This is a genomic window from Bacteroides parvus, from assembly GCF_017309675.2.
GTDB lineage: Bacteria > Bacteroidota > Bacteroidia > Bacteroidales > Bacteroidaceae > Bacteroides > Bacteroides uniformis.
This window is the reverse complement of sequence record NZ_CP084680.1, coordinates 177,905-199,856: the sequence shown is the minus strand read 5'-3', so window position 1 is coordinate 199,856 and position 21,952 is coordinate 177,905. Positions and strand designations below refer to the sequence as shown.

The 21,952-nt window shown below is 46.5% G+C and carries 11 protein-coding genes and 1 pseudogene; 3 read left to right on the top strand and 9 right to left on the bottom strand.

Annotated elements, in window-relative coordinates:
- Positions 1-100 precede the first annotated feature (100 nt).
- Entirely contained in the window at positions 101-1,168 is a 1,068-nt protein-coding gene (locus tag JXR92_RS00835; RefSeq protein WP_119961224.1) for an SGNH/GDSL hydrolase family protein, read from the top strand.
- A 220-nt stretch (positions 1,169-1,388) separates the two neighbouring features.
- On the opposite strand, the gene JXR92_RS00830 is transcribed toward JXR92_RS00835, so the two are convergent.
- From JXR92_RS00830 to JXR92_RS00810, 5 genes are all read right to left on the bottom strand, one after another.
- The gene (locus JXR92_RS00830; protein ID WP_117965187.1) at positions 1,389-2,627 is read right to left on the bottom strand and encodes an ABC transporter permease; all 1,239 of its coding nucleotides are present in this window, start codon (positions 2,625-2,627) and stop codon (positions 1,389-1,391) included.
- Complete coding sequence (locus JXR92_RS00825) at positions 2,627-3,805, bottom strand: ABC transporter permease (protein WP_119961270.1); 1,179 nt, start codon at positions 3,803-3,805, stop codon at positions 2,627-2,629. Before JXR92_RS00825 ends, JXR92_RS00830 begins: the two co-directional genes overlap by 1 nt.
- A 28-nt stretch (positions 3,806-3,833) precedes the next feature.
- Positions 3,834-4,823, bottom strand: a complete 990-nt coding sequence (locus JXR92_RS00820) for an HlyD family secretion protein (protein WP_131225440.1) — start codon at positions 4,821-4,823, stop codon at positions 3,834-3,836.
- Between the two features lie 37 nt (positions 4,824-4,860).
- Positions 4,861-6,327, bottom strand: a complete 1,467-nt coding sequence (locus JXR92_RS00815; RefSeq protein ID WP_117974254.1) for a TolC family protein — start codon at positions 6,325-6,327, stop codon at positions 4,861-4,863.
- Positions 6,328-6,544: 217 nt separating this feature from the next.
- On the bottom strand, positions 6,545-7,423 hold the full coding sequence (locus JXR92_RS00810) for a hypothetical protein (protein WP_138344919.1): 879 nt from the start codon (positions 7,421-7,423) through the stop codon (positions 6,545-6,547).
- A 230-nt stretch (positions 7,424-7,653) separates the two neighbouring features.
- On the opposite strand from JXR92_RS00810, the gene mdh reads away from it, so the two are divergent.
- Positions 7,654-8,595 (top strand): malate dehydrogenase, encoded by a 942-nt coding sequence (gene mdh, locus JXR92_RS00805; RefSeq protein ID WP_005829779.1) that lies wholly within the window; start codon positions 7,654-7,656, stop codon positions 8,593-8,595.
- Between the two features lie 95 nt (positions 8,596-8,690).
- Entirely contained in the window at positions 8,691-11,948 is a 3,258-nt protein-coding gene (locus JXR92_RS00800) for a S41 family peptidase (protein ID WP_138344922.1), read from the top strand.
- Between the two features lie 266 nt (positions 11,949-12,214).
- Here the strand turns inward: JXR92_RS00800 and JXR92_RS17605 are convergent, their stop codons facing one another.
- From JXR92_RS17605 to JXR92_RS00780, 4 genes and pseudogenes are all read right to left on the bottom strand, one after another.
- The gene (locus JXR92_RS17605) at positions 12,215-14,308 is read right to left on the bottom strand and encodes a DUF4886 domain-containing protein (protein WP_138345029.1); all 2,094 of its coding nucleotides are present in this window, start codon (positions 14,306-14,308) and stop codon (positions 12,215-12,217) included.
- A 1,469-nt stretch (positions 14,309-15,777) separates the two neighbouring features.
- Positions 15,778-16,887 (bottom strand): annotated as a pseudogene (locus JXR92_RS00790) (glycoside hydrolase family 88/105 protein); the annotation flags it as partial.
- 124 nt (positions 16,888-17,011) lie between these two features.
- A complete protein-coding gene (locus JXR92_RS00785) occupies positions 17,012-18,628 on the bottom strand; it encodes a RagB/SusD family nutrient uptake outer membrane protein (RefSeq protein WP_138344924.1) in 1,617 nt (538 codons plus the stop codon).
- Positions 18,629-18,649: 21 nt separating this feature from the next.
- On the bottom strand, positions 18,650-21,889 hold the full coding sequence (locus tag JXR92_RS00780; RefSeq protein ID WP_138344926.1) for a TonB-dependent receptor: 3,240 nt from the start codon (positions 21,887-21,889) through the stop codon (positions 18,650-18,652).
- Positions 21,890-21,952: the final 63 nt, after the last annotated feature.

Below are 21,952 nucleotides of genomic sequence, written 5' to 3'. Positions count from 1 at the left end.
CATGTGGGAGTTAATTGATGTAAAATGCTTCCATTTCTTCGTTTTTCAAAGAAACCTTGTATCTTTGCCGTCTGATACTTAACACTTAATATCTTGTCATATGAAAACCAGAATTCTTCTGATGGGCTTGTTGTTGGCTGCTGTTGCCGATGCACAGACTGTCTATCATGATGCTTCCGCCTTCCCCCTTTTGGGCAAAGCAACAGAATCTACCCTTACCCGCTATGAGCGTCTGCCGGACTCTCTGCAGAACATCTCCCGCAAGCCTTTGTGGGACTTGGGCCGCAACAGTGCCGGACTTGCCGTGCGCTTCCGTTCCAACTCTACAAGCATTTCCGCCAAATGGGAAGTAAGGAACAATATGAGTATGAACCACATGACGCCTACCGGTATTAAAGGCCTCGACCTCTACTGCCTGCAAGACGGCAAATGGATATTTGCCGGTAGCGGTCGTCCGCAGGGCAAGGTCAGCAAGGCGACTATCGTAAGCAATATGTTGCCCGAGGAGCGCGAATACCTTTTGTACCTTTCTTTATATGACGGGGTTACCTCGCTTTCCATCGGAGTGGATTCCCTATCTGCCATCACTCCACCGGCAGTGGACTTGCCGAAACGTGAGAAGCCGGTAGTATTCTATGGTACCAGCATCTTGCAGGGAGGCTGCGCTTCCCGTCCCGGCATGGCACATACCAATATTCTGGAACGTTGGCTCAATCGTGAGTGTATCAATCTGGGCTTTAGCGGCAATGCCTTGCTCGACCTGGAGATTGCCGATGTCATAGCCGGTGTGGACGCTTCTATGTTTGTCCTCGACTTTGTGCCCAATGCTACCGTGGAGCAAATGAGAGAGCGTGCCGATAAATTCTATACCATTATTCGCAGCAAGCATCCCGATACGCCTGTTCTTTTCGTGGAAGACCCTCTCTTTACCCACTCTCCTTTTGACACCAGGATTGCCAAGGAGGTGAAGGACAAGAATGAGACATTGAATGCCTTTTTTCGTTCTTTGAAGCAACGTGGAGAGAAAAACATCTATTTCCTTTCTTCCCGTGACATTATTGGCCACGACGGGGAGGCTACGGTAGACGGCATTCATTTTACCGATTTGGGCTTTATGAGGTATGCTGAGATACTTTACCCAATATTAGAGAAACACATGCGACCGTAATTAGGTATTACAGCCCCGTTTGTCTGTTTGCTGCCTTGCCGATGCTGTAGGGCAACTATTTGTTTCCTTTAACAAAACAGTCTGTTTCCTATAAGGGAACAGACTGTTTCAATATGGCGAACAAACTGTTTTTATATATTGGAACAAATTGTTCTGATACACTGAAACAAAGTGTTCAAACGTATGTGAACACTTTGTTTCGTAGGCTTGGAACGATGTGTTACGCTTCTATACTCTTATGCTTCTTATACTCTTCAATTACATGTTTCCTGCTCTGCAATATCTGCCAGCGATATACCAGACACGTGGTGATGAAGTAGAAGCCCGTTTGTATCCATAGTGCCTGATACTCGAAAGAGACTTCATTGAGTGTGGCTCCCATACTGTTGATGCGTACGTAGCCGTTGATGCCGAAGGTAGAAGGGAAGATGTACGAGAAGTACTTCCAGAAAGCAGGCATGGCGGCTCCCGGCCACGAAATGCCGGAGAGGAACAGCAGCGGCACTGAGGTGAACACGAACAGCAGCATGCACGTTTCGCGGTTGCGGATGGCAATGGATGCTGTCATGGCAAAGAAAATACAAGCGGCCAGGTAGGGCAGGGTGAACAGAGTCAGGACACCGGGTATCGCTATTTGGTTGAGGCTGAAAAGCCATGGAACCACACACAGTATATATACCGATACCAGTGAATATACCATGAAGTAGCTCAGCCCTTTTCCCATCACAATGCGTAGTGTGCCGTTGTAGTGGCGGTTGATAGGCACCAGGTCGCGGAAGCGGTTCTGTTCGCGTGCCGTCCCGGCAGACAAGCCGATGCCGAGTAGCAGCGTTTGCTGGATAATCAATACCAATACTGCCGGAATCAGGAAAGCGGCAAATCCGTTGGTCGGATTATAGAGGGCGACATCCTCATACTCTATCGGGTAGGCGGTAATCTTGTCCTGGCGGTCGGTGGTATTGGCGCTTCGCTCCACTTTGATGTCTGCGTTCATGGCGAGCGACACGTTGGTGTTGGCGGTCAGCAAGGCTTTGTAATACAGCAGTCCGCTCATGTCGCAGAAGATACTGACCTGCGTCTGCTTACCGCGTACAATGTCGTCGCTGAAGCTGGAGGGGATGTAGATAATGCCGTATGCCCTGCGGTCTTTCAACATCAGTTTGGCTTCTTCCATATCGGCGCAGTAGCTCACGAGGCTCACTTCGGGACTGGAGTCCACTTTCCGCAGGTATTCGCGGCTCAACGAGGAGCGTGAGTCATCCACCACGACAGTGGGCACTTCGTGGATGGTTTCGTTGGTATAGATGAAAGCATATATCAACGGATAGACCAACGGAACGAGCACGAAGAAGATGAGCACGCCCTGGTCGCGGAAGGTTGTACCGAATTCCCGTTTCCATATATAGAACAAGTCATGAATGCCTTGTATCATTTTCTGTCTGAACGTCAGGTCTTTCATTAGGGCATGTATTTATAGTAAACCAACGCTCCTTTCAGCCTATGGGCTATAAGGAACGGGAGCATCATGAAAATAAGCAGCGCTACGTAGTTGACCCACGAGTAAATCATGGGGTATCCATTCAGTGCCTGGTCCACATAAATCAGGAAATAGTGGCGCAGGGGGAACAGATTTGCCAATGCCTGCAATACGGGGTGCATGCCCATGGCGGGGAATGACAATCCGCACATGGAGAAAGAGAGTACGCCCCATAGGGAAGCGAAACTGAGTCCCAGACGCAGGGTAGGCAGGGTTCCTATCATCAATATTCCCATGCCTTGCGATGCCAGCACCAGGCAAAGGGTGGCAAGCAGCATCGGCAGGATGCCGCTGTTGCAGGGAAAATGGAGGAAACCGTAGAGGTATACATTATATAATATTCCCATCAGGAAGAAGATGGCGGTATGCGGCAGCAGTTTGCCGGTAAGGGAAATCCAGATGGAGTTGTTGCCCATGCGCAGCCATTCGCGGGCTGTGCGGTCTTTTATCTCAACTCCGATGGAATAGACGGTCACCATGAAGATAAGCAGCATCAGTACACCCGGTGCAAAGGTGTTGCACAGATATACGGAGTAGTTCAGCCACGGGTTATTGAGTGGATGCGTATCTATGACGATGGGCTGGAGGAAGGCCATCGCTTGCTCCTCGGTAGCGCCTTTGGCATAGAGGGCGGTGCGGGCGGCGGCTCCCGATGCCAGTTCGCTCATCATCTTCATATCTTTGAAGAGCAGTGAGCCGGCAATGAGTAGTGTGTTGTTGGTGTAGAACGAGAGTTTGGGCTGCCGTTGCGCCTGCGCCTTGGCGGAGGTGCCTTCGGGTATATAGAAGAAGCCGTAAATCTCTCCGCGCTGCATGGCGGTGCGGGCTTCGTTGATATTGGGATAGCGAGCCACGACGGCTGTCTGCTCAAAAGCGTCCAAGTTACGTATCAGCTGGCGTGAAGTGGCACTCATGTCCTGGTCTACCACACCTACGGGCATGTCCGTAGGAAGCCCGGAGTCCATCAACGTGGTGAAGAATATGTAGCAGAACAACGGTGCTATCACCATACAGAACAGATAGAGCGGGCGGGAAACAAGACGGCGGCATTCGCGTCTTGCTACATTCCACAAAGCCGTATGTTTCTTATCTCTTTCCATCATCCTCCCCAATAACTCATAACTCCTTTTATTTCTCCAATATCACACTCATTCCCGGACGCAGTCCTTCCACCTTCTCTTGCGGAGCGGCTTTTACTTCGAATGTTTTCAGGTCGAACTGGCCGGTAGTCTTGGTCGCTTTCCAAGCGGCATATGTGCCGAGGTCTTTCATGTAGTACACTTTCAGGCGGATATTCCTATCGAGGGCAGGGATGAACGCTTCGAATTCGGTATTCATACCCAACCCTTGCAGCAAGTCCTCGCGTACATTGAAGGTTACCCACATGTCATCCAGAATAGCGATGTTCATAATGGGAGCACCCGTGCCCACAAGCTCGCCTACTTTGGGGAATATCTCGGATACCTCACCGGCAGTCTGTGCAATCAGGTAAGTTTCCTTGATGTACGATTCAACTTCGGCCACAGCTCCTTTAGCACGTTCCACCAAGGCAGCGGCAGCGGCTTTGTCCTCGCGTTCCGCACCGTTCTTGGCCATATCATACTGGGCTTTGGCGGCTTTCTCTGTAGCCTGGGCTGCATTGCGTTGGGCGGTAACTTCGTCAAGCTTTTGTGCAGACATCACGCCTTGGTCGTGCAGGTTCTTCACACGCGTGTAGGATTTTTCGGCAATCTCCAGTCCGGCCAGTGCCTTTTGCCACATTTCATAGGCAGCTTGTATCTGTTCCCGACGGGCGCCTTTCAAAGCTTTTTCGTTCTGGGCCTGGGCTGCCGATTCGGCGGCGCGTGCTTGTTCCAGTTTGGCCTGCACGTCCGGAGCCTCCAAAATGGCAAGGGTGTCTCCGGCTTGTACGCTTTGTCCCTCTTTTACACGAAATTCCAGAATACGTCCCGGCACTTTGCTCGATACTCGATACTCCGTTACTTCTGCTTGTCCTTGCACAATCTCCGGCCCTTTACGCAACATGAAGAAACCTACAAGGGCAACGATGGCAATAACTCCCGTCAGTGTGAGGAATGCCAACAACATGTTGCTGTTTTGTGATTTTGTATCTAACATATTATTTACTATTTACAATTTATGATTGAAGAAACGATCAATTATCAATTGTCAATTCCCCCGTTGCCTTTCTCAGATAGATTTCCGTCAGTTTTACGTCAATCTGTGCGTCTATCTTTTCCGATTGAGCAGAAAGCCATGCGGTATGCGCTTCGAGCACATTGCTGGCGGGTATAACGCCTTCCTCAAAGCCGAGTGTGGCGTATCTCAGGTTCTCGTTGGCTTTTTCCAGGTTCTTTTCGGCCATGGTCAGTTTTTTGGCAGCTTCGTTCACTTGGAAAGCAGACTGGTTGACCTGCAGCTCTATCTTTTCTTTGGCGTCATCCAACTGGTATTGGGCGATGCGTGCTTCCGATTTGGCTGCTTTTACTTTATAGATGCCTTCGCCCCAGTGCCAGATGGGTACCGATACCATGACACCCACGTTCCACATTCCTTTGAACTTCTTCTCAAAACTATTGAAGACGGAAGGGTTGGTTGCCATATAGCTGCCCATTAGTGCTATGGAAGGAAGATATTCCGAACGGGTGACATTTACTTTTTGCTTGTAAATCCGTGTGGCAAGTTCCAGGCTGCGTACTTCGGGGCGAGTGGCATAAACGTTGTTGATGTCGATGGCACCGTTTTTCAGAGTTGTGGGGGCCAGGTCTTCCTTCTGTTCGTCTGCGAGCATGATAGGAGTGGAAAGGTCAAGACCACACAGTTGGCACAGCAGCATCCGGGCAAGGCTCAAGCCATCGGTTACTTTGGTCAGAGTCATTTCGGCTTCATTCACTTTTACTTTGATGGAGAGTCCGTCTGCTTTGGTGGCAACGCCTTGGGCAATCATTTTGTCGACGTCGCTGTCGAGTTTCTGCAGTAGTTTCAGATAACCTTCTGCCAGCTTCTTTTTATGGGCAAGGGATACTACCTGCCAATATGCCTGGTCTGTACTCAGGATTACTTCCTGCATACCGGTGTTGTGCTGCTGGCGGGCCAGCTCTTCGGCGTATTTGGTGATTTTATTGTAGGCACGTATCTTGCCGCCCATATATAGGGGTTGGGTCAAGGTCAGTGCGCCCGCATACATGTTGCGGGTGTCTGTACGAAAGGCGTCAACCAAGGATTGGCCTGCACCGTCGAGGGCACCTACCAGGCTTTGTCCTAAAGCCGGCAGTTTCCCCGCTATTTCAGGATGAAGCTGCGCTATGACTTGGGCGGCTTGTTGCAAGGGGCCGCTGAGGTTTGTACCCAATCCGGACAAGGCCCCTTTTTGGGCATCACTGAGGATAGACAACTCTTTTTGGCTGCGCATATATCCACCGGTGGCCGAAATGTTGGGAAGGTAATTGGTGAATGCCGCCTTTTTTTGATAATGTGCAGCGTTGATTTTTTCTTGGCTTATCAGCAGTTCTTTGTTGTTGGAAATTGCCAATGCACGGCAACTATCCAAGCTCAATGCTTCCTGGGCCTTCACGGGGAAGGACAGGTATGCCAAACAGATGAAACAGAAGAACTTTTTCATTGGGCTATACATTAATTAAGGTGATGAATCGGTTACTTATACAACAACAATAATTGCATAAACAACGATGCAAATGTATAGGCTTTCAATGATATTGCAAAATAATTTAGAAATTTTTTTAGGCATAAGAACAAAAGAACACATTTTGCAGCGTTACGAAATCAGTAGTATGCCGCATGTTTTATGCTCTTTTGTTCTTACTTGTCTGAAAAATGTATTAATTCAAGTTGAATGATTGTGAACCGATAAGGGTGCCGTCAGTAAAAATGTCTACGCGGTAGGTACCTGCATAGAGGTATTCTTCTACATCCCAATATACGGTGACGGTTTGCTCTTCTCCGTTGTATTCTATATACTTCTTGATGGAATATACCAGTTCCCGGTTCTCGTATGGGAAGGTGTTTGAGGGACTTTTGGTCAGCACGTCATTGTCCGGTTTGGTGATGCGGATGTAGAGGGTGCGTTCGCCGGTTTCTGCAGTGATGTTTTTCACGATGGAGAAGTTTATTTTGAACTTCACGATGTCTTTCACTTTCTTGGCAGTCTTGCCGCGTTTGTTGGTGGGCTGCACAGAGATGTTGGTGGCGTCCAGTTGTGCGGCAAGCGTCACTGTCTTGGTCAGGTTCTTCTTTTCTTCGGACAAGTTGCTGATTTGCCGGGAAGCGGCGTTGTACTTTTGGGTGACATCGGCTATGATTTCCTTCTGTTGGGCAGTCAGGCGGTTCAGCGAGTCAATCTGGTTGATATAGCCTATCATGACTTTGCGGAGAGAGGCCAGTTCCTTCTTCAGACGGCGTATCTCGGTGGCATTGCTGCTCTTCACGGTGCGGAGTTCTTCCAATAAACGTTGGGTCTTCAGTTGTTCCTGCTCCAAAAGTACGGAGAGGGAGTCGTTGGAGACGGTCAGCTTCAGTTCGTCATATTGTCTGGCGAAGTCTGTGTATTGATTTTCAAGGTCTTCTTTATCCAGATTGAATTCCATCACCAGTTCCTTGTTGGTTTGCTTTTCGGAAATCAGCAGAATGGTAACTCCTATTAATAATAAGATAAGGAGGCTGCCTGCCACGATGAGAAGTGTATTCTTCTTAACTGCCATTTTTGATAATGATTAATGGTTAAGTGATTAATGGTTGGTGACTGATTATTCGTCTTACGTTCACTAATCGTCCGCAAAATTAATCATTAATCATTAATCATCGTCCACTAATCGTTGGCTAAATGTGTATTTAACTAAAATTATTACGGAAATATTTCTCTAATTACGAAGTTCGCTGTACTTTTGTATCATCTTTAAAGAATACTTATAAACAAAAAACTTTAGAAATTATGTCAAAAGTAACCGTAGTAGGTGCAGGTAACGTAGGTGCTACATGCGCTAATGTGTTGGCCTTTAATGAAGTGGCTGACGAAGTGGTAATGCTGGACGTGAAAGAAGGCGTTTCAGAAGGTAAGGCAATGGATATGATGCAGACTGCTCAACTGCTGGGCTTCGACACCACTGTTGTAGGTTGTACCAACGATTATGAGAAGACTGCCAACTCCGACGTTGTAGTGATTACTTCCGGTATTCCCCGTAAGCCGGGTATGACTCGTGAAGAATTGATCGGTGTTAATGCAGGTATCGTTAAGTCGGTTGCACAGAACATCTTGAAATATTCTCCGAATGCTATCCTCGTGGTTATTTCTAATCCGATGGATACCATGACCTATCTGTCATTGAAGTCTTTGGGCTTGCCGAAGAACCGTATCATCGGTATGGGTGGTGCTTTGGACAGCTCTCGTTTCAAATATTTCTTGTCTCAGGCTTTGGGCTGCAACGCCAACGAAGTAGAAGGCATGGTTATCGGTGGTCACGGTGATACTACCATGATTCCGTTGGCTCGTCTGGCTACTTACAAAGGACAGCCGGTAAGCACACTGCTGAGCGAAGAAAAACTGAACGAAGTAGTAGCTTCTACCATGGTAGGCGGTGCTACACTGACTAAGTTGCTGGGTACTTCTGCATGGTATGCTCCGGGTGCGGCAGGCGCTTATGTAGTTGAGTCTATCATCCACAACCAGAAGAAGATGATTCCTTGTTCAGTATATCTGGAAGGAGAATACGGTGAATCAGACATCTGTATCGGTGTTCCCGTAATCCTTGGCAAGAACGGTATCGAGAAAATCGTTGAACTGGAACTGACTGCTGACGAAAAAGCTAAATTTGCTGCCAGCGCTGCTGCCGTTCACAAGACAAATGCTGCTTTGAAGGAAGTAGGAGCTCTCTAATTGAGGGTAACTTAAAGAGAAATAAGCAAGCCTCACGGACTTTTTCTGACAAGGAAAAGACGTGAGGCTTTTTTTATCCCCCAAAAAGAATCATTATGAAAAAACTACTATTAGGTATTGCTGCCGCTTGCCTGGCAGGTTTTACTTTTGCGCAAGATGCTCCGCTCTGGATGCGTCATAGTGTTATCTCTCCCGATGGGACCACCATTGCTTTTACGTATAAGGGAGATATTTATACGGTGCCGGTTACCGGTGGACGTGCCATGCAGATAACTACCAATCCTGCATATGATACGGATCCGGTATGGAGTCCGGACAGTAAGCAGGTTGCTTTTGCTTCGGACCGTATGGGAAGCCTGGACGTCTACATTGTGTCCAAAGACGGAGGCGAACCACGACGGCTGACTACCCACTCGGGAAGCGAAACACCGCTTGCTTTTACAGATGCCGGACATATCCTGTTCTCTGCAGGCATCATGCCGTCTGCTGAGGCTGTTGTCTTTCCCTCTAACGGGCAGTTCAACCAGGTCTATCGAGTATCAGTGGAGGGAGGGCGTCCGACGATGATTTCGTCCATGCCTATGGAGTGCATCTCCATCAATAAGGAGGGAGCGATGTTGTATCAGGATAAGAAAGGTTACGAGGACTACTGGCGTAAACATCACGTATCGCCCATTGCCCGGGACATCTGGATGTATACTCCGGGAAAAGAACCGCAGTACCGCCAACTGACTACTTTCGGAGGAGAAGACCGTGAACCGGTTTGGGCTCCTGATGGAAAAACATTCTACTATCTGAGTGAGGAAAACGGCTCTTTCAATATCTACCGACGTACTCCCGGAGATGCGAAGGCCGTGCAGTTGACGCACTATACCAAAAATCCGGTACGTTATCTCAGTGCCGCTACGGACGGAAGGTTGTGCTATGGATTTGATGGTGAGATTTATACCCTGCTTCCCAGTGGAGAAGCGCAAAAGGTGAACATCTGCATTGTTTCCGACAGAAACGACAAGGATATTATCCGCCAGATTAAGAGTAGTGGCGCCACGGAAATGGCAGTGTCTCCGGATGGTAAGGAAGTGGCTTTCGTTTTGCGCGGCGATGTCTACGTCACTTCAGTGGAATATAAGACTACGAAGCAGATAACGAATACTCCTTGTCAGGAACGTACCGTAGACTTTGCCCCCGATGGGCGGACACTGGTTTATGCTTCCGAACGCGGCGGGCTTTGGCAACTTTACACTTCGACGATTGTGCGTAAGGACGAGAAGCTGTTTACCTATGCCACAGAGCTGAAGGAAGAACGCCTGACAAACTCGGATGCCGCTTCTTTCCAACCCCAATACAGCCCCGACGGTAAAGAGATTGCTTTTCTCGAAAACCGTAGCGCCATCCGTGTCATCAATCTGAAGACGAAGGCTGTGCGTACCGTTATGGATGGCAAGTACCAATACTCTTATTCGGACGGTGACCAGTGGTTCCAGTGGAGTCCGGACAGCAAATGGATTCTTTCGGACTATATCGGTGTAGGTGGATGGAACAACAAAGATGTTGTGCTGCTGAATGCCGATGGTAAGGGTGAAATGGTGAACCTGACCGAAAGCGGATACAACGATGGCAATGCCAAATGGGTATTGGACGGAAAAGCCATGATTTGGACCAGTGACCGTGCGGGGTATCGCAGCCACGGCAGTTGGGGAGCCGAAGACGATACTTATATCATGTTCTTTGATGCTGAAGCATACGACCGTTTCTTGATGAACAAGGAAGAAACCACTTTGCTTGAGGAAGTGGAGAAGGCAGAGAAGGAAAAAGCCGGGAAGAAAGACGAAAAGGATGCCAAGAAGAAAAAAGAGGATGCCGACAAAGATAAGGAGAAAAAGGTAGAGCCGTTGAAGTTCGATCTCGCAAACCGCTTTGACCGTATTGTACGCCTGACCGTTAATTCCTCGCATATGGCAGATGCCATGCTTTCTGCTAAAGGGGATAAACTCTATTATCTGTCTGTTTTTGAGGATGGGTACGATCTTTGGGAGCACAATCTGAAAGAGAATGTTACAAAAGTTCTTTTGAAGAAAGTAGGTGCAGGCGCTTTGCAGCCTGACAAGGAAGGGAAGAATATCTTCCTTTGTGCCCGCGACGGAATGAAGAAGATAGAGATTGAAGGCAGCAAGATTTCTCCAATTGAATTTGAGGCTTTCTTCGATTACCGTCCTTACGGTGAGCGTGAATATATCTTCGACCACATCTGGCAGCAGGTAAATGATAAGTTCTATGTGGCAGACTTGCAAGGTACGGACTGGAATGGATACAAAGAAACTTATAAGCGCTTCTTGCCTTATATCAACAATAACTACGATTTTGTGGAAATGCTGAGTGAGATGCTGGGTGAATTGAACGGTTCTCATACGGGAGCGCGTTATTATGCTTCGGGCGCAGCACTTCCTACGGCAGCTTTGGGAGTGTTCTATGATGAAGCTTATGCGGGCGATGGACTGAAGATTAAAGAAATTATAGCTCAGAGTCCATTGACGAAGAAAAAGACGGATGTCAAGCCGGGCTGTATTATCGAGAAAGTGGATGGTGTTGCCATTAAGGCTGGCGCTGATTATTTCCCGTTACTCGAAGGTAAGGCAGGCCGCAAGGTGATTCTCTCGGTCTATAATCCTGTTACCGGAAAGCGGTTTGAAGAAACCTTGAAGCCCATATCTTACGGTGCCCAGAATGAGCTGTTGTATAAGCGCTGGGTGGAAAACTGTCGCAAGAAGGTGGATGAATATTCCGGTGGGCGCATTGCTTATATTCACATCAAAGGTATGGATAGTCCGAGCTTCCGTAAGATTTACTCCGATTTGTTGAGCGAAAGCAGTCGTAAGAAAGAGGCTGTTGTGGTGGATACCCGCCATAACGGAGGCGGATGGCTGCACGAACAAGTAGCGACGTTACTTAGCGGCAAGGAGTATGAACGCTTTGTGCCGCGCGGCCAGTACATCGGCAGCGATCCTTTTGATAGATGGCTGAAACCTTCGTGTATGTTGGTTTGCGAGGATAATTACAGCAATGCCCACGGTACTCCTTTTGTGTACAAGACGTTGGGTATCGGTAAGCTGATAGGTGCTCCAGTGGCAGGAACCATGACTGCTGTCTGGTGGGAAAGCCAGATTGATCCAAGTATTGTATTCGGTATTCCGCAGGTAGGTTGTGTGGATATGCAGGGTAACTATCTGGAGAACCGGACTTTACAGCCGGACATCTTGGTTTATAATGAGCCGGAAGCTGTTTTGAAGGGAGAAGATGCACAGCTGAAAGCGGCGGTGGACCACTTGCTGAAGGGGTTGCAACAAAAGAGATGAGTTGTTAAAGCGCTGATTTTTATATAGAACTCAGATTATTTAACGTGAGTCCGACGAATTCAGACGCTCTGTTGATTCGTCGGATTCATGTTTTTTAAAGTTTTCTCATGTCAGTGTTCTATCTGCAAGAGTGTATGACTAAGTCCCTATGTAAAGGAAACAAAGTCCCGGACTATTGTATGCTGGGTTTCGTTATCCTGTCCGGGCGCTCATTTCTTTATTCCTGGTGACTCATATCTCTCCGAATGTCCTGAAGGGGAAGTTTCTTATTTGCCTTTGAACCATTTATCAGCGAACCAGATGTATTGTTCCCAATCATAAACCGTAATGTCATGGATTCCGGTGCGGATATGGTAGGCAATGCTTCCATCTCGGACGGGGGTATCTGTAGCAGGCATCTCTGTAGACTCTAATCCTTTCTTGCCAAAAAGCTCATATACGGGAGTGGCATATACTCCGGATAGGAATTCGCCTTTGGGGTCGGCCCAGCGGTCTTCGGTTGCACTGGCTATGTAGACCGGACGGGGAGCTTGCAGGGCAATGAGCTCGTGTTGGTCGAACGGTAAATTTTCCTCCTTATCATTGTATTTCCAGAAGTTGCGGCAGAACCAATGCGTGAATTGCCGGTTGACGGCACGGACTGTTTCGCCAAAGGCACGGCGGGAGAGCGCTGCACCTCCGCAACCGGAACAGTTGGAAATGATTAGGGAGAAACGTGGATCTGTAGCACCGGCCCATAATGCAGCTTTGCCATGTCGGGAATGACCGAAGACAGCCACTTTGGATGCATCTATCTCTTTGTCCGTCTCAAAATAGTCCATGGCACAACTCATGGCCCATGCCCATGCTGCAATGGTTCCCCATTCGTTATCGGCAGGGCGGCGTTGTCCCTTTTTGTAGAACAAAGGATGAACTCCGTTTTTAAAGGCGTCATCGAAATCAGGATCGATGTCTCCCCGGTAAATAGTGGCAAGCGCATAGCCGTTCTTCATAATCGTTTCTATGGGCCAGCGTGCCGAGGCGATACCTCTTTCGGGGAGCTTCCTCCATCTGAACTCTTTTTGTTTTTCAAGTGTAGGATATGATATGCCGGGGTCGGTGCTGATGGTGTGGTTACCTTTGAAGTTGAGTCCGAAGAACAACGGTACGGTTCCCGCACGTTGGTTGGGAATGTACATGAGTATGGTGAAATACTTTTTGTTGTCCTTTGTAAGATAGACATTGACTTCTTTTCGAGTAGCCAGTCCTCCAAGTGCATGGCTGTCTTCCGTCAATACTTCGAAATGCATGTCCTTAGGATGTTTGGGAGCCTTACCGAACATCTCTGTTTCAAAGAGTCGCAATAGTTCGGGACGGCGTTTCTTCGTCCATTGTTCTGCTGTTGTTACCGGTTTTCCGTTTTCCAGTGTCAACGCATCAGGCAAGGTGTATTCGGGAACATTCACTTCATTGTAATTGGCTTTGGCGGCCGGCTGCTTCAGGTCGACCAGATAGGTGACCTTGTCCGGACAAAGTATGGCTGCGTGTGCTGCTGTCTGGGCTACTTCCTTCTCGTCATAGTTCATGCCTTTTGGGGAGTAGGGGGCTCCTATGACATTTTGGCCGGTCAAAGCTTCGAACCAGGTACAAGCGGCGGTATATCTGCCTATTTTCAGGTCCAGATGATAGCCATCCCTATTCATGTGGTCGCCTATAAAGGTGGTGCGGGCATTCTGGATGGCAGTGCCGGAGGGGATGATTTTTTTGATGCCCACCAATCCGGCTGCTTCCTTAACGGCATTGACAATATCGGTGTACATTTTCATCTGACTTGAATTGTAGTTCTTGAATCCCGAATGAGTGCTGTTGCCGGCATAGGCCCAAGTTTGATGCATCATTAAAACTGTCTTTTTACTGACCCGTGGTTTGACATAATCCACCAGTTCAGGGAGGGACGCTTTGTATGTTTCGTAAATGCCTGATACCGGACTTGCTTGTTGCAGGCTTACATAGTCCCATGGTTCGTCGGCAAGGGCTTTCTCAATGGTCATTTCTCGGATTTCTACCCTTTCCCCATTTTTGTCTACTTTGCGGTAGGCGTAGGCCGGTGTATTGTTGCGTATATTTTTTACATGCCGTTCCAATGAACATCCTCCGATATACATGTTGCCGATAATCATGATATAACCTTCGGACTTTCCCAGTTCGTGCAGATATTGTTCCACTGCATCTTGTGAGAAACTGTTGCCTATGGCCAGCACTCTAAGAGTGTCTGCGTCAGTTGCTTTTGCCTGCAATCCTCCGGGGGAGGCAAGCAGCAGGGCAAGCAGCAGGAGGAGCCTTGCCGATAATCTTGAAACATGAAAGTCGTTTCTTTTCATCATACCTTTGTGTGTTTTTAATGTATTTACTTTATAGTTACTTCTGCCAGTTTCAGCCAACCGGAGTTTGTGTAAGTACCTTTGGCAGAGATATTCAGTCCTTTTACATTACTACCATTGCCTTTGGTCGTATCTACCAAAGCCACTGCCCAAGTATAGTTGCCTTTCTTGACTCCCTTGATTTTAGGAGTAAACTCATAAGAAGTGGGATGGTCTTTAATCCAGACCGACAAATCGGTATTGCTGTCCAGATAGGAGTAGGCTATCTGATTGTCTTGATTCAATAAGGCAAAGGCTACTTTGTATTTCTGATTCCATTGTGGTATATTGGTAGGACAGTATCCCCAGCCTAAATTGTTCCAACGATGTGCTATTCTTATTCTTGTCCCGTTCTTTATCTCTTTGGGAACCACAATGGAATCGGGATACAAACGATAACCTCCTTCGGAGATGAAACGCTCAACCAGAGGATAGGCATCACGGAACCAACTCATGGTTTCGTCTCCTACACGGAAATCCATCATATTGACATGAGCTTCCTGGCCGTCTTCAAATTCTCCTATACGAACTTCTTTGGCTGTTTTGTAACCGCTCGGGTCATTGTGGTAAGGGTGTTTGCTTACAATCCAGCCACCTTCCAGCAATACCGGACGCTTCATAATCCAAGGCTTTACATAATTCCGTTCCCACTGGCCGTAATACTCTCTCATTCCGAAAGCATCATGGCGTAAAGAAAAACCTTTCTCACAAGCACTGTCCAACAGACGTTTGCTGTCGGGATCAAAATTCTCTTCACCGGCCCAGTCTTTACCTGCACCCATCCAACGGTGGTAGTTGATGACTAAAGGCACCTTCGTGAAATTCTTGAGATACAGGTCAATGATCCAGTTGAATACAGTTTCACGGTTTTTAGGGTCGATGTACTTCATGGTGTGTGCCTCGCCCCACTTGCCAAGGCCGTAGCCATCTATAAATTCTACCAAGTCGGGATTATTGTACTTCTGGGCAAACGCTTCTATGAATTTTGCATATTTCTCCTGAAAGATAGGGTCATCGGGATAGGGAGAACGTTTCCCGTTATCAGTATAGTATTTGGCTCCTGCATCGAATACATAAGCCGGAGTAGCTTCGTTCTTTCTGTCACGACTATCGACTATCACGCGGAAAGAAAGACGCATGCCTCTGTCGAGTGCACCTTGAATTACTTTTTTCAACTTTTCATCCGTGTCCCATCCGTAGACTCCTTCGGCAGGATTGAATGTACTCCAATGAGTACGGATATAGAGTGTACGAGCATAATCGGAAATCTTCACGGTCGTTCCTTTTTCCGGTACATAGATATGGTCGTATTTCTTCCAGAAGTCATCGCTTACATTCTCGTTTGCATAGATTACCCAGCCACTCAAAGGATTTCCCTGCATGGTTTTCTTGTCCGGCCAGATTTTTATGTAATCGGCTTCCGTATCTACAGCCATCTTGTAAATCTGGCATCCTGCTGCAAGAAAAGCGCCGACACCGTAAACTTCTGTCATGTCACGGGTGACTTTACGAGGATCGGCACCGATCGGTTGTACCCAGCCAAGTTTGCCGTTTGCATCTACAGCATTAGTCAACGCTTTCCATCCTTTTATAATGACTGGCATAAAGTCATCTTCGTCCAAGATACCTGCATTCACACCATATGCCAGTGCATATACAAAGAAACCGGTAGAACTGGTTTCGGGAGAAGGGTAGGAAGCCGGGTCCAAAAGGCTGGCATGCCAATAACCGTCTTCGTTCTGCAATCCGGCAATACGGGTACATAACCGGACAAACAGTTCTTCGTAATAAGCGCGTTCCATCAAGCCTTTGGGCAACTCCTGCAATACTTCTGCCAATCCGGCCAGTACCCAGGCATTTCCACGTCCCCAGAACACCTTTCTGCCATTGGCTTCTTTTTTGCCGAAATAATGCCAGTCTCGGTAGAAAAGGTTCTCTTCCTTATCGAATAGATATTCGTAGGTAGCCCGGTATTCATTGTCCATGAATTGGAGGTATTTCCGGTTGTTGGTTTCGCGGTATAGCTTGGCATAAACCGGGGGGGCCATGAACAAGGCGTCACACCAGGTCCAGCGTTCCAGGGTTTTGTTGTCACCGTACTCCAGTTTGAATGTACCGTTGGATGGATGGTTGACGATCCATTCCGTACGTGCCAGGGTAGGAGCTAGTATTTCCTCTTTTTTATATTTACGGTATAAATCAATGAATGATTGGGAAACGGTTATATCGTCTGCATGGTACAATCGCTGATGGGGTTGCCAGCAGTTCCGTCTTCCTATTTTATAGAGCCATTGATAGTAGGTGCTGTCATTGTACTCCTCTTCTGCCAGTTTTGCCCAATCTGCCATACCTACATAAAGTGCTCCATTGGTCCAGTCCAGGTCGTGGTGTTCGTGGGCAGTGTTAGGATTGGAAATTTGCCAGTCCGCCACTTGCTTCATTTTCTCTTTTACTTCCTTTTTGCTGAATGGCACTTGTGCCATGATTGCCATACTGATAAACAGAAAGGCTGTTGCTGTTAATTGTCTGTGTATCTTCATGATTGTTTGTTGATAAAATTAAGGGAATTGCCTTTGTTCTCAACGGACGCGGACAATTCCCTTTATGAGAATCTTGAAAACTATCTTTTTACCTTTATTCGTGTTTTATTTTGTCTTTGTGCTGTTAATATCCTTCGTTTTGCGGGAATTCTGCTCCCGTATTTGAATCGATTATGCTCTGAGGAATCGGCCATAATGTATGGTAATCACGCATAACGGGACCCGATTCTGTATTGTATTTGCGGGTACGCTCCAATAATTTGCCGGTACGGCATAAGGTAAAGCGGCGTGATTCTTCACCTACCAACTCGCGGATACGTTCGTCCAGCAAGAAGTCCATGGTCATTTCACTGTCTGTAATCTCAGGAGCATGTGCGCGACGGCGTACTACATTGATTGCTTCGCGGGCACCTGAAATATCCTTCAAACCCAACCTTGCCTCGCAGAGTAAGAGATAAGTTTCGGACAAACGGAACTTCATGCGGTCACGGTAGGAACCGGTCAAAGAAAGGTTTTCGGAACGGCCATAGAAGAATTTTGTCAGAGCCGGATAAAGACGGAAGGTGGTAAACCATGTTTCGTCTGTAATCGTGGCTTTTTTACCATAAAGGTCGGGCATGTTCTCGTTGTTGTAATACCAGTTACGTTTGATGTTGTATTCGGAATTACGAATGTCTTCTTCATCAAAGAAACCGGTATCTTCTCCAATCCACCATTTCATTGGTACCAATTGCGACAAGCCGCGGCCACCCAGTGAGTCTGCCAAAACAAAACCGGTAATTTCGAAGTATTTGGGTTCCCAGGCACGGCGTGTCCAGTCATCGGAATTTGTACCGCCACCAGTAGTGTTATATTCAAACTGCATGACCCAAATGCTTTCCATATTGCCGGATGTGCGATTTTGATTGTTTTCAACGAATAGGTCGGAGAACACATCGCCGTTTGCTTTTGCCTTTTCACCGAAGCGGTCTTCCATCAAGTGGAAATATCCGCTGTTGATGACATTTTCTGCAGCTGTTTCAGCCTTTGCATAATCACCTTGCATTAAGTAAACCTCACTTAACAAGTGTTCTGCCGCCCATTTGGTTAGCTTGCCAACTTTTACGGCATCAGGGTCGGTAGGCAGGTTCTCGACAGCAAACTGAAGGTCTTCTACCATGTGGGCAATAACCTCTTCCTTCGGTGTACGGGTAAAATCAATTCTGAACTGATCTTGAATCTTGTCCACATAAGGAACGTCTCCATACAGATAAACCAACGTACGGTATGCATAAGCACGGAAAAAACGTGATTCTGCTTGATAGAGCGCCTTGTCTGTGCTATTATCCCAGTTCGTGTTTATTTCAGAGTATTTCAACATCTCATTGGCTCCTGCAATCAGACTGTAGGCCCAATTCCAGTAGGAGCCTACAATACCGGTATTGGGAGTTAATGTCAAATAACCGAACGGTTGGATAGAACCGTCTTTGGTACCCATGGTAGCAAGGTCAGTGGCAATTTGTAATGCTTCGTAAGGGCAAGCGGCATTATGCATGAAGGCTCCGTTTTCACCCCAAGTGTTATATTCAGAACGTGCTTGGGCATAAAGTCCGGTGGAACCTACCTCGAAACCATAGGAACTTGTATATGTGTTATCCGGGGCCAGTTCACTTTTCAGTTTCTCATCCAGAAAGTCAGAGCAACCGGTAGCAGACAGAGCTACTAACAGAGCTAGAGTTGCTTTTGATATATAATTTTTCATTGTATATATATTTAAGTAAGTTTAGAATGATAAGTTCAGTCCAAGTACGTAGGAACGTGCAGTCGGGTAAGAGGCAAACCAACTGTTGTCATAGTTCAATACGCTGCGTATATCACAGAATGTATAAGGGTTTTCCACGCTGATATTGACTCCCAAACCACTCAGCCCCAATTTCTTTACTAAATTCTTTTCAAAATTGTATCCTAAAGTGATATTTTTTATTTGGATGTATGTAAAGTTTTTGTAATAGCTGTGTCCGTCGAAGTTGTTATATACCGGAGAAGCATATTTGGCATTGGTATGTTCCGGCGTCCAGTAATCGGCATTATGCAGATAGTTGTATAAATTGTAACTCCAACTTCCGATATTGGCTTCATTCAGCTCACGTGTAACCTTGAATGTTCCGTTCAGTAAAAATGACAGATAGAAATTTTTGTAGGTTAGAGTATTGCTCATAGACATCAGGAAGCTTGGATTCTTTGAACCGATGATGACTTTATCGTTGGAATCAATGTAACCGTTTCCGTCTGCATCTTTCACTTTGGCAGAGCCTGGCTTGGCACCTTTTTGGATTTCTTTTTCGGTACCGTCTGCTGTAGTATAGGTGAATTTGTCACCTTCCTGCCAGATACCGTCAACGTCATAGTCGTAGTAAACTCGCAAAGGTTTGCCGATGAACCACTTATTGGTGATATCATCTTTTTTGTCACCACGCAGGTCTACAATCTTGTCACGGTTTAGTGAGAAGATGATTCCGGTGCTCCATTCGAAATTCTTATTGCGTATGTTGACAGTGTTTAAAGTGAATTCAACACCTTTGTTACGTGTTTTACCCACATTATCCCAAATAGTTTTATAACCGTTCATGATAGGAACAGTACGCTTCATCAGCAAGTCTTTTGTGTTGGCGACATACATTTCAATGTTACCGTTGATGCGGCCGTTAAAGAATGAATAGTCAATACCGACGTTGAATGTTCGGGTTGTTTCCCATTTCAGATTCGGATTTCCAATGCCGTCATTGGCTAGATAAGCACCATTGACACCTGCTCCACCGTCACCCCAGATATAGTTTGTGAGATGTAGACGGTCCAGCGTCTGATAGGGGCTGATGGCTTGGTTACCGTTGGAACCATAAGATACGCGGAGCTTCAGTTGGTCCAACCAGTTTTGGGTATTTTCCATAAAGCTTTCGGAAGCAATGTTCCATGCAGTAGCCACTGACGGGAAGAATGCATACTTATTGTTTGCACCGAAGGCAGAATAACCATCGGAACGTCCGGTTAGGGTCAGCATATATTTTCCGGCATATGAATAATTCAGACGAAGCATATAAGATAACATGGAGGTTTCTGATAAACTGGACTTTACAGTCTTATTTTTCTCACCTGCATTGATATTATGATAGCTGGAGTCATCGTTTACAAAACTTTCGGCACTTGAATTGGAAGTTTTCTTCTGAGTCTGTTGTACACTGAACAAACCTGTAGCGTCGAAACGGTGCTTGCCAAATTCACGATTATACTTGAGCAAGTTTTCCCAAGTGTAATCCCAGTAGTGCTCATTATTGATGCTGGCTTTTCCGCTGGCTGTTCTACCGTCTTTGGTGTCACGGCCATAGTATGTGCCGGTAAAGTTGCTACGGTAGTTGTAACCAAAGGTTGTACGGGCTGAAAGACCTTTTACCGGCAACAGAATGTCAGCATAGGTGTTGATGAAGAAGTTACGTCTTGTTTGATCTTGATCGGCATTGACATTGGCCATCGGGTTAATAATCAAGGATTGGTCCATAGGTTCTTCATAATACTTGCCGTTTTCATCTTTGTAGATACCATAAGGACTCTGTTTTACAGCATGTTCAATATTCGGGGTTATACCACCGCCATCTCTTTGAATAAATTGGGTCTGTATACCGATAGTCAGCCATTTGTTTAATACTTGTGTGACATTCAAATTAATATTGTAACGTTTCATGGCAGAGTTATAGACTACACCTTCTTGATCCAGATAGGAAACTGCCCCCATGTAAGTGGTACTTTCAGTACCTCCGGAAATGCCTACCTGATGTTCCATGGTAAATGCATTGCGGAAAATATAGTCCTGCCAGTCGTTTGTAACGCCTTTCTTGTAATTTATAAGTTCGCTGGCACTCAGAATATTCTCAGGAGCCAATTGGTCACCACTCCATCCATCTTTCAGGCGTGCAATGTCTTGTTTAAATGTGATGTATTCGTCTGGAGTCATCACATCAATAGTCTGTTGGGGTTGCGACATTCTGAACTGCCCTTTGTATGTAACTTGGGGTGCACCTTTCTTGCCTTTCTTTGATTGAATCAAGATAACACCATTGGAACCGCGTGAGCCGTAGATAGCTGCTGCGGAAGCATCTTTTAAGACACTAAGGCTTTCGATGATGTTTGGGTCAATATCACTCAAAGAACCATTGTAAGGAATACCGTCCAATACGATGAGCGGTGCATTGTCGGCACTTAATGAGTTTTCACCACGTACACGGAGGGTTTGGTCTGCTCCTGGTTTCGCATCACCAGTAGTTACGCTTAAGCCCGGGATTTGTCCTGCGAGACGGTCCATTAAGTTACTGCTATTTATCATGTTCAGCTTCTTCTGGTCTACTGATACCAGACCTCCAGTCAGGTCGGACTTACGTTGTGTACCATAGCCGATTACCACGACTTCTGCCAGTGTTTTACTGTCTTCCACTAACTTTACGGTACTGTTTCTACCAGCTTTTACAGTCTGTGTCACATAACCGATATAGGAAATTTTGAGATTACTCCCTGCCGGTGCGTTGATCGTGTATTTTCCGTCAAGATCTGTGATGACACCAGTATTGGTTCCTTCCACCATGACATTTGCTCCGATAATTGGTTCACCACTTTCGTCAATTACTGTACCAGAGATGTTCTGTGGTTGCCCGGATATTGCCTTGTTATTCTTTCCGGTATATAAAATAATGTGTGTTGCGTCGATTTCAAATTTAACATTGGTCCCTTTCAATAAGGCTGCTATTGTCTTATTAATAGTTGCATTCTTAACATTTAGGCTGACTTTCTGTTTGATGTCTATTTGCTGCGATTCATAGAAGAAAGTGTATCCGCTTTGCTTTTCCACTTTTGGCATAGCCTCTGATAATGGGATGTTTGTGAACTTCAGTGTGATCAGTTTCTCTTTCTTTTGTGCAGAAACTGGGGCACATAGAAGTACTAGTATAAGAATGATGAGTTGTTTTCTTATATCCATAATTGTCTTAAATTTAAAGATTAATGTAGGTGTTTACTTTTCGTTAATTATTAAATAACGTGC

Coding starts and splice junctions, on each gene's coding strand:
- JXR92_RS00835 (WP_119961224.1), top strand. CDS start 101: ATGAAAACCAGAATTCTTCTGATGGGCTTGTTGTTGGCTGCTGTTGCC.
- mdh (WP_005829779.1), top strand. CDS start 7,654: ATGTCAAAAGTAACCGTAGTAGGTGCAGGTAACGTAGGTGCTACATGC.
- JXR92_RS17605 (WP_138345029.1), bottom strand. CDS start 14,308: ATGAAAAGAAACGACTTTCATGTTTCAAGATTATCGGCAAGGCTCCTC.
- JXR92_RS00780 (WP_138344926.1), bottom strand. CDS start 21,889: ATGGATATAAGAAAACAACTCATCATTCTTATACTAGTACTTCTATGT.
- JXR92_RS00820 (WP_131225440.1), bottom strand. CDS start 4,823: ATGTTAGATACAAAATCACAAAACAGCAACATGTTGTTGGCATTCCTC.
- JXR92_RS00825 (WP_119961270.1), bottom strand. CDS start 3,805: ATGGAAAGAGATAAGAAACATACGGCTTTGTGGAATGTAGCAAGACGC.
- JXR92_RS00810 (WP_138344919.1), bottom strand. CDS start 7,423: ATGGCAGTTAAGAAGAATACACTTCTCATCGTGGCAGGCAGCCTCCTT.
- JXR92_RS00800 (WP_138344922.1), top strand. CDS start 8,691: ATGAAAAAACTACTATTAGGTATTGCTGCCGCTTGCCTGGCAGGTTTT.
- JXR92_RS00830 (WP_117965187.1), bottom strand. CDS start 2,627: ATGAAAGACCTGACGTTCAGACAGAAAATGATACAAGGCATTCATGAC.
- JXR92_RS00815 (WP_117974254.1), bottom strand. CDS start 6,327: ATGAAAAAGTTCTTCTGTTTCATCTGTTTGGCATACCTGTCCTTCCCC.
- JXR92_RS00785 (WP_138344924.1), bottom strand. CDS start 18,628: ATGAAAAATTATATATCAAAAGCAACTCTAGCTCTGTTAGTAGCTCTG.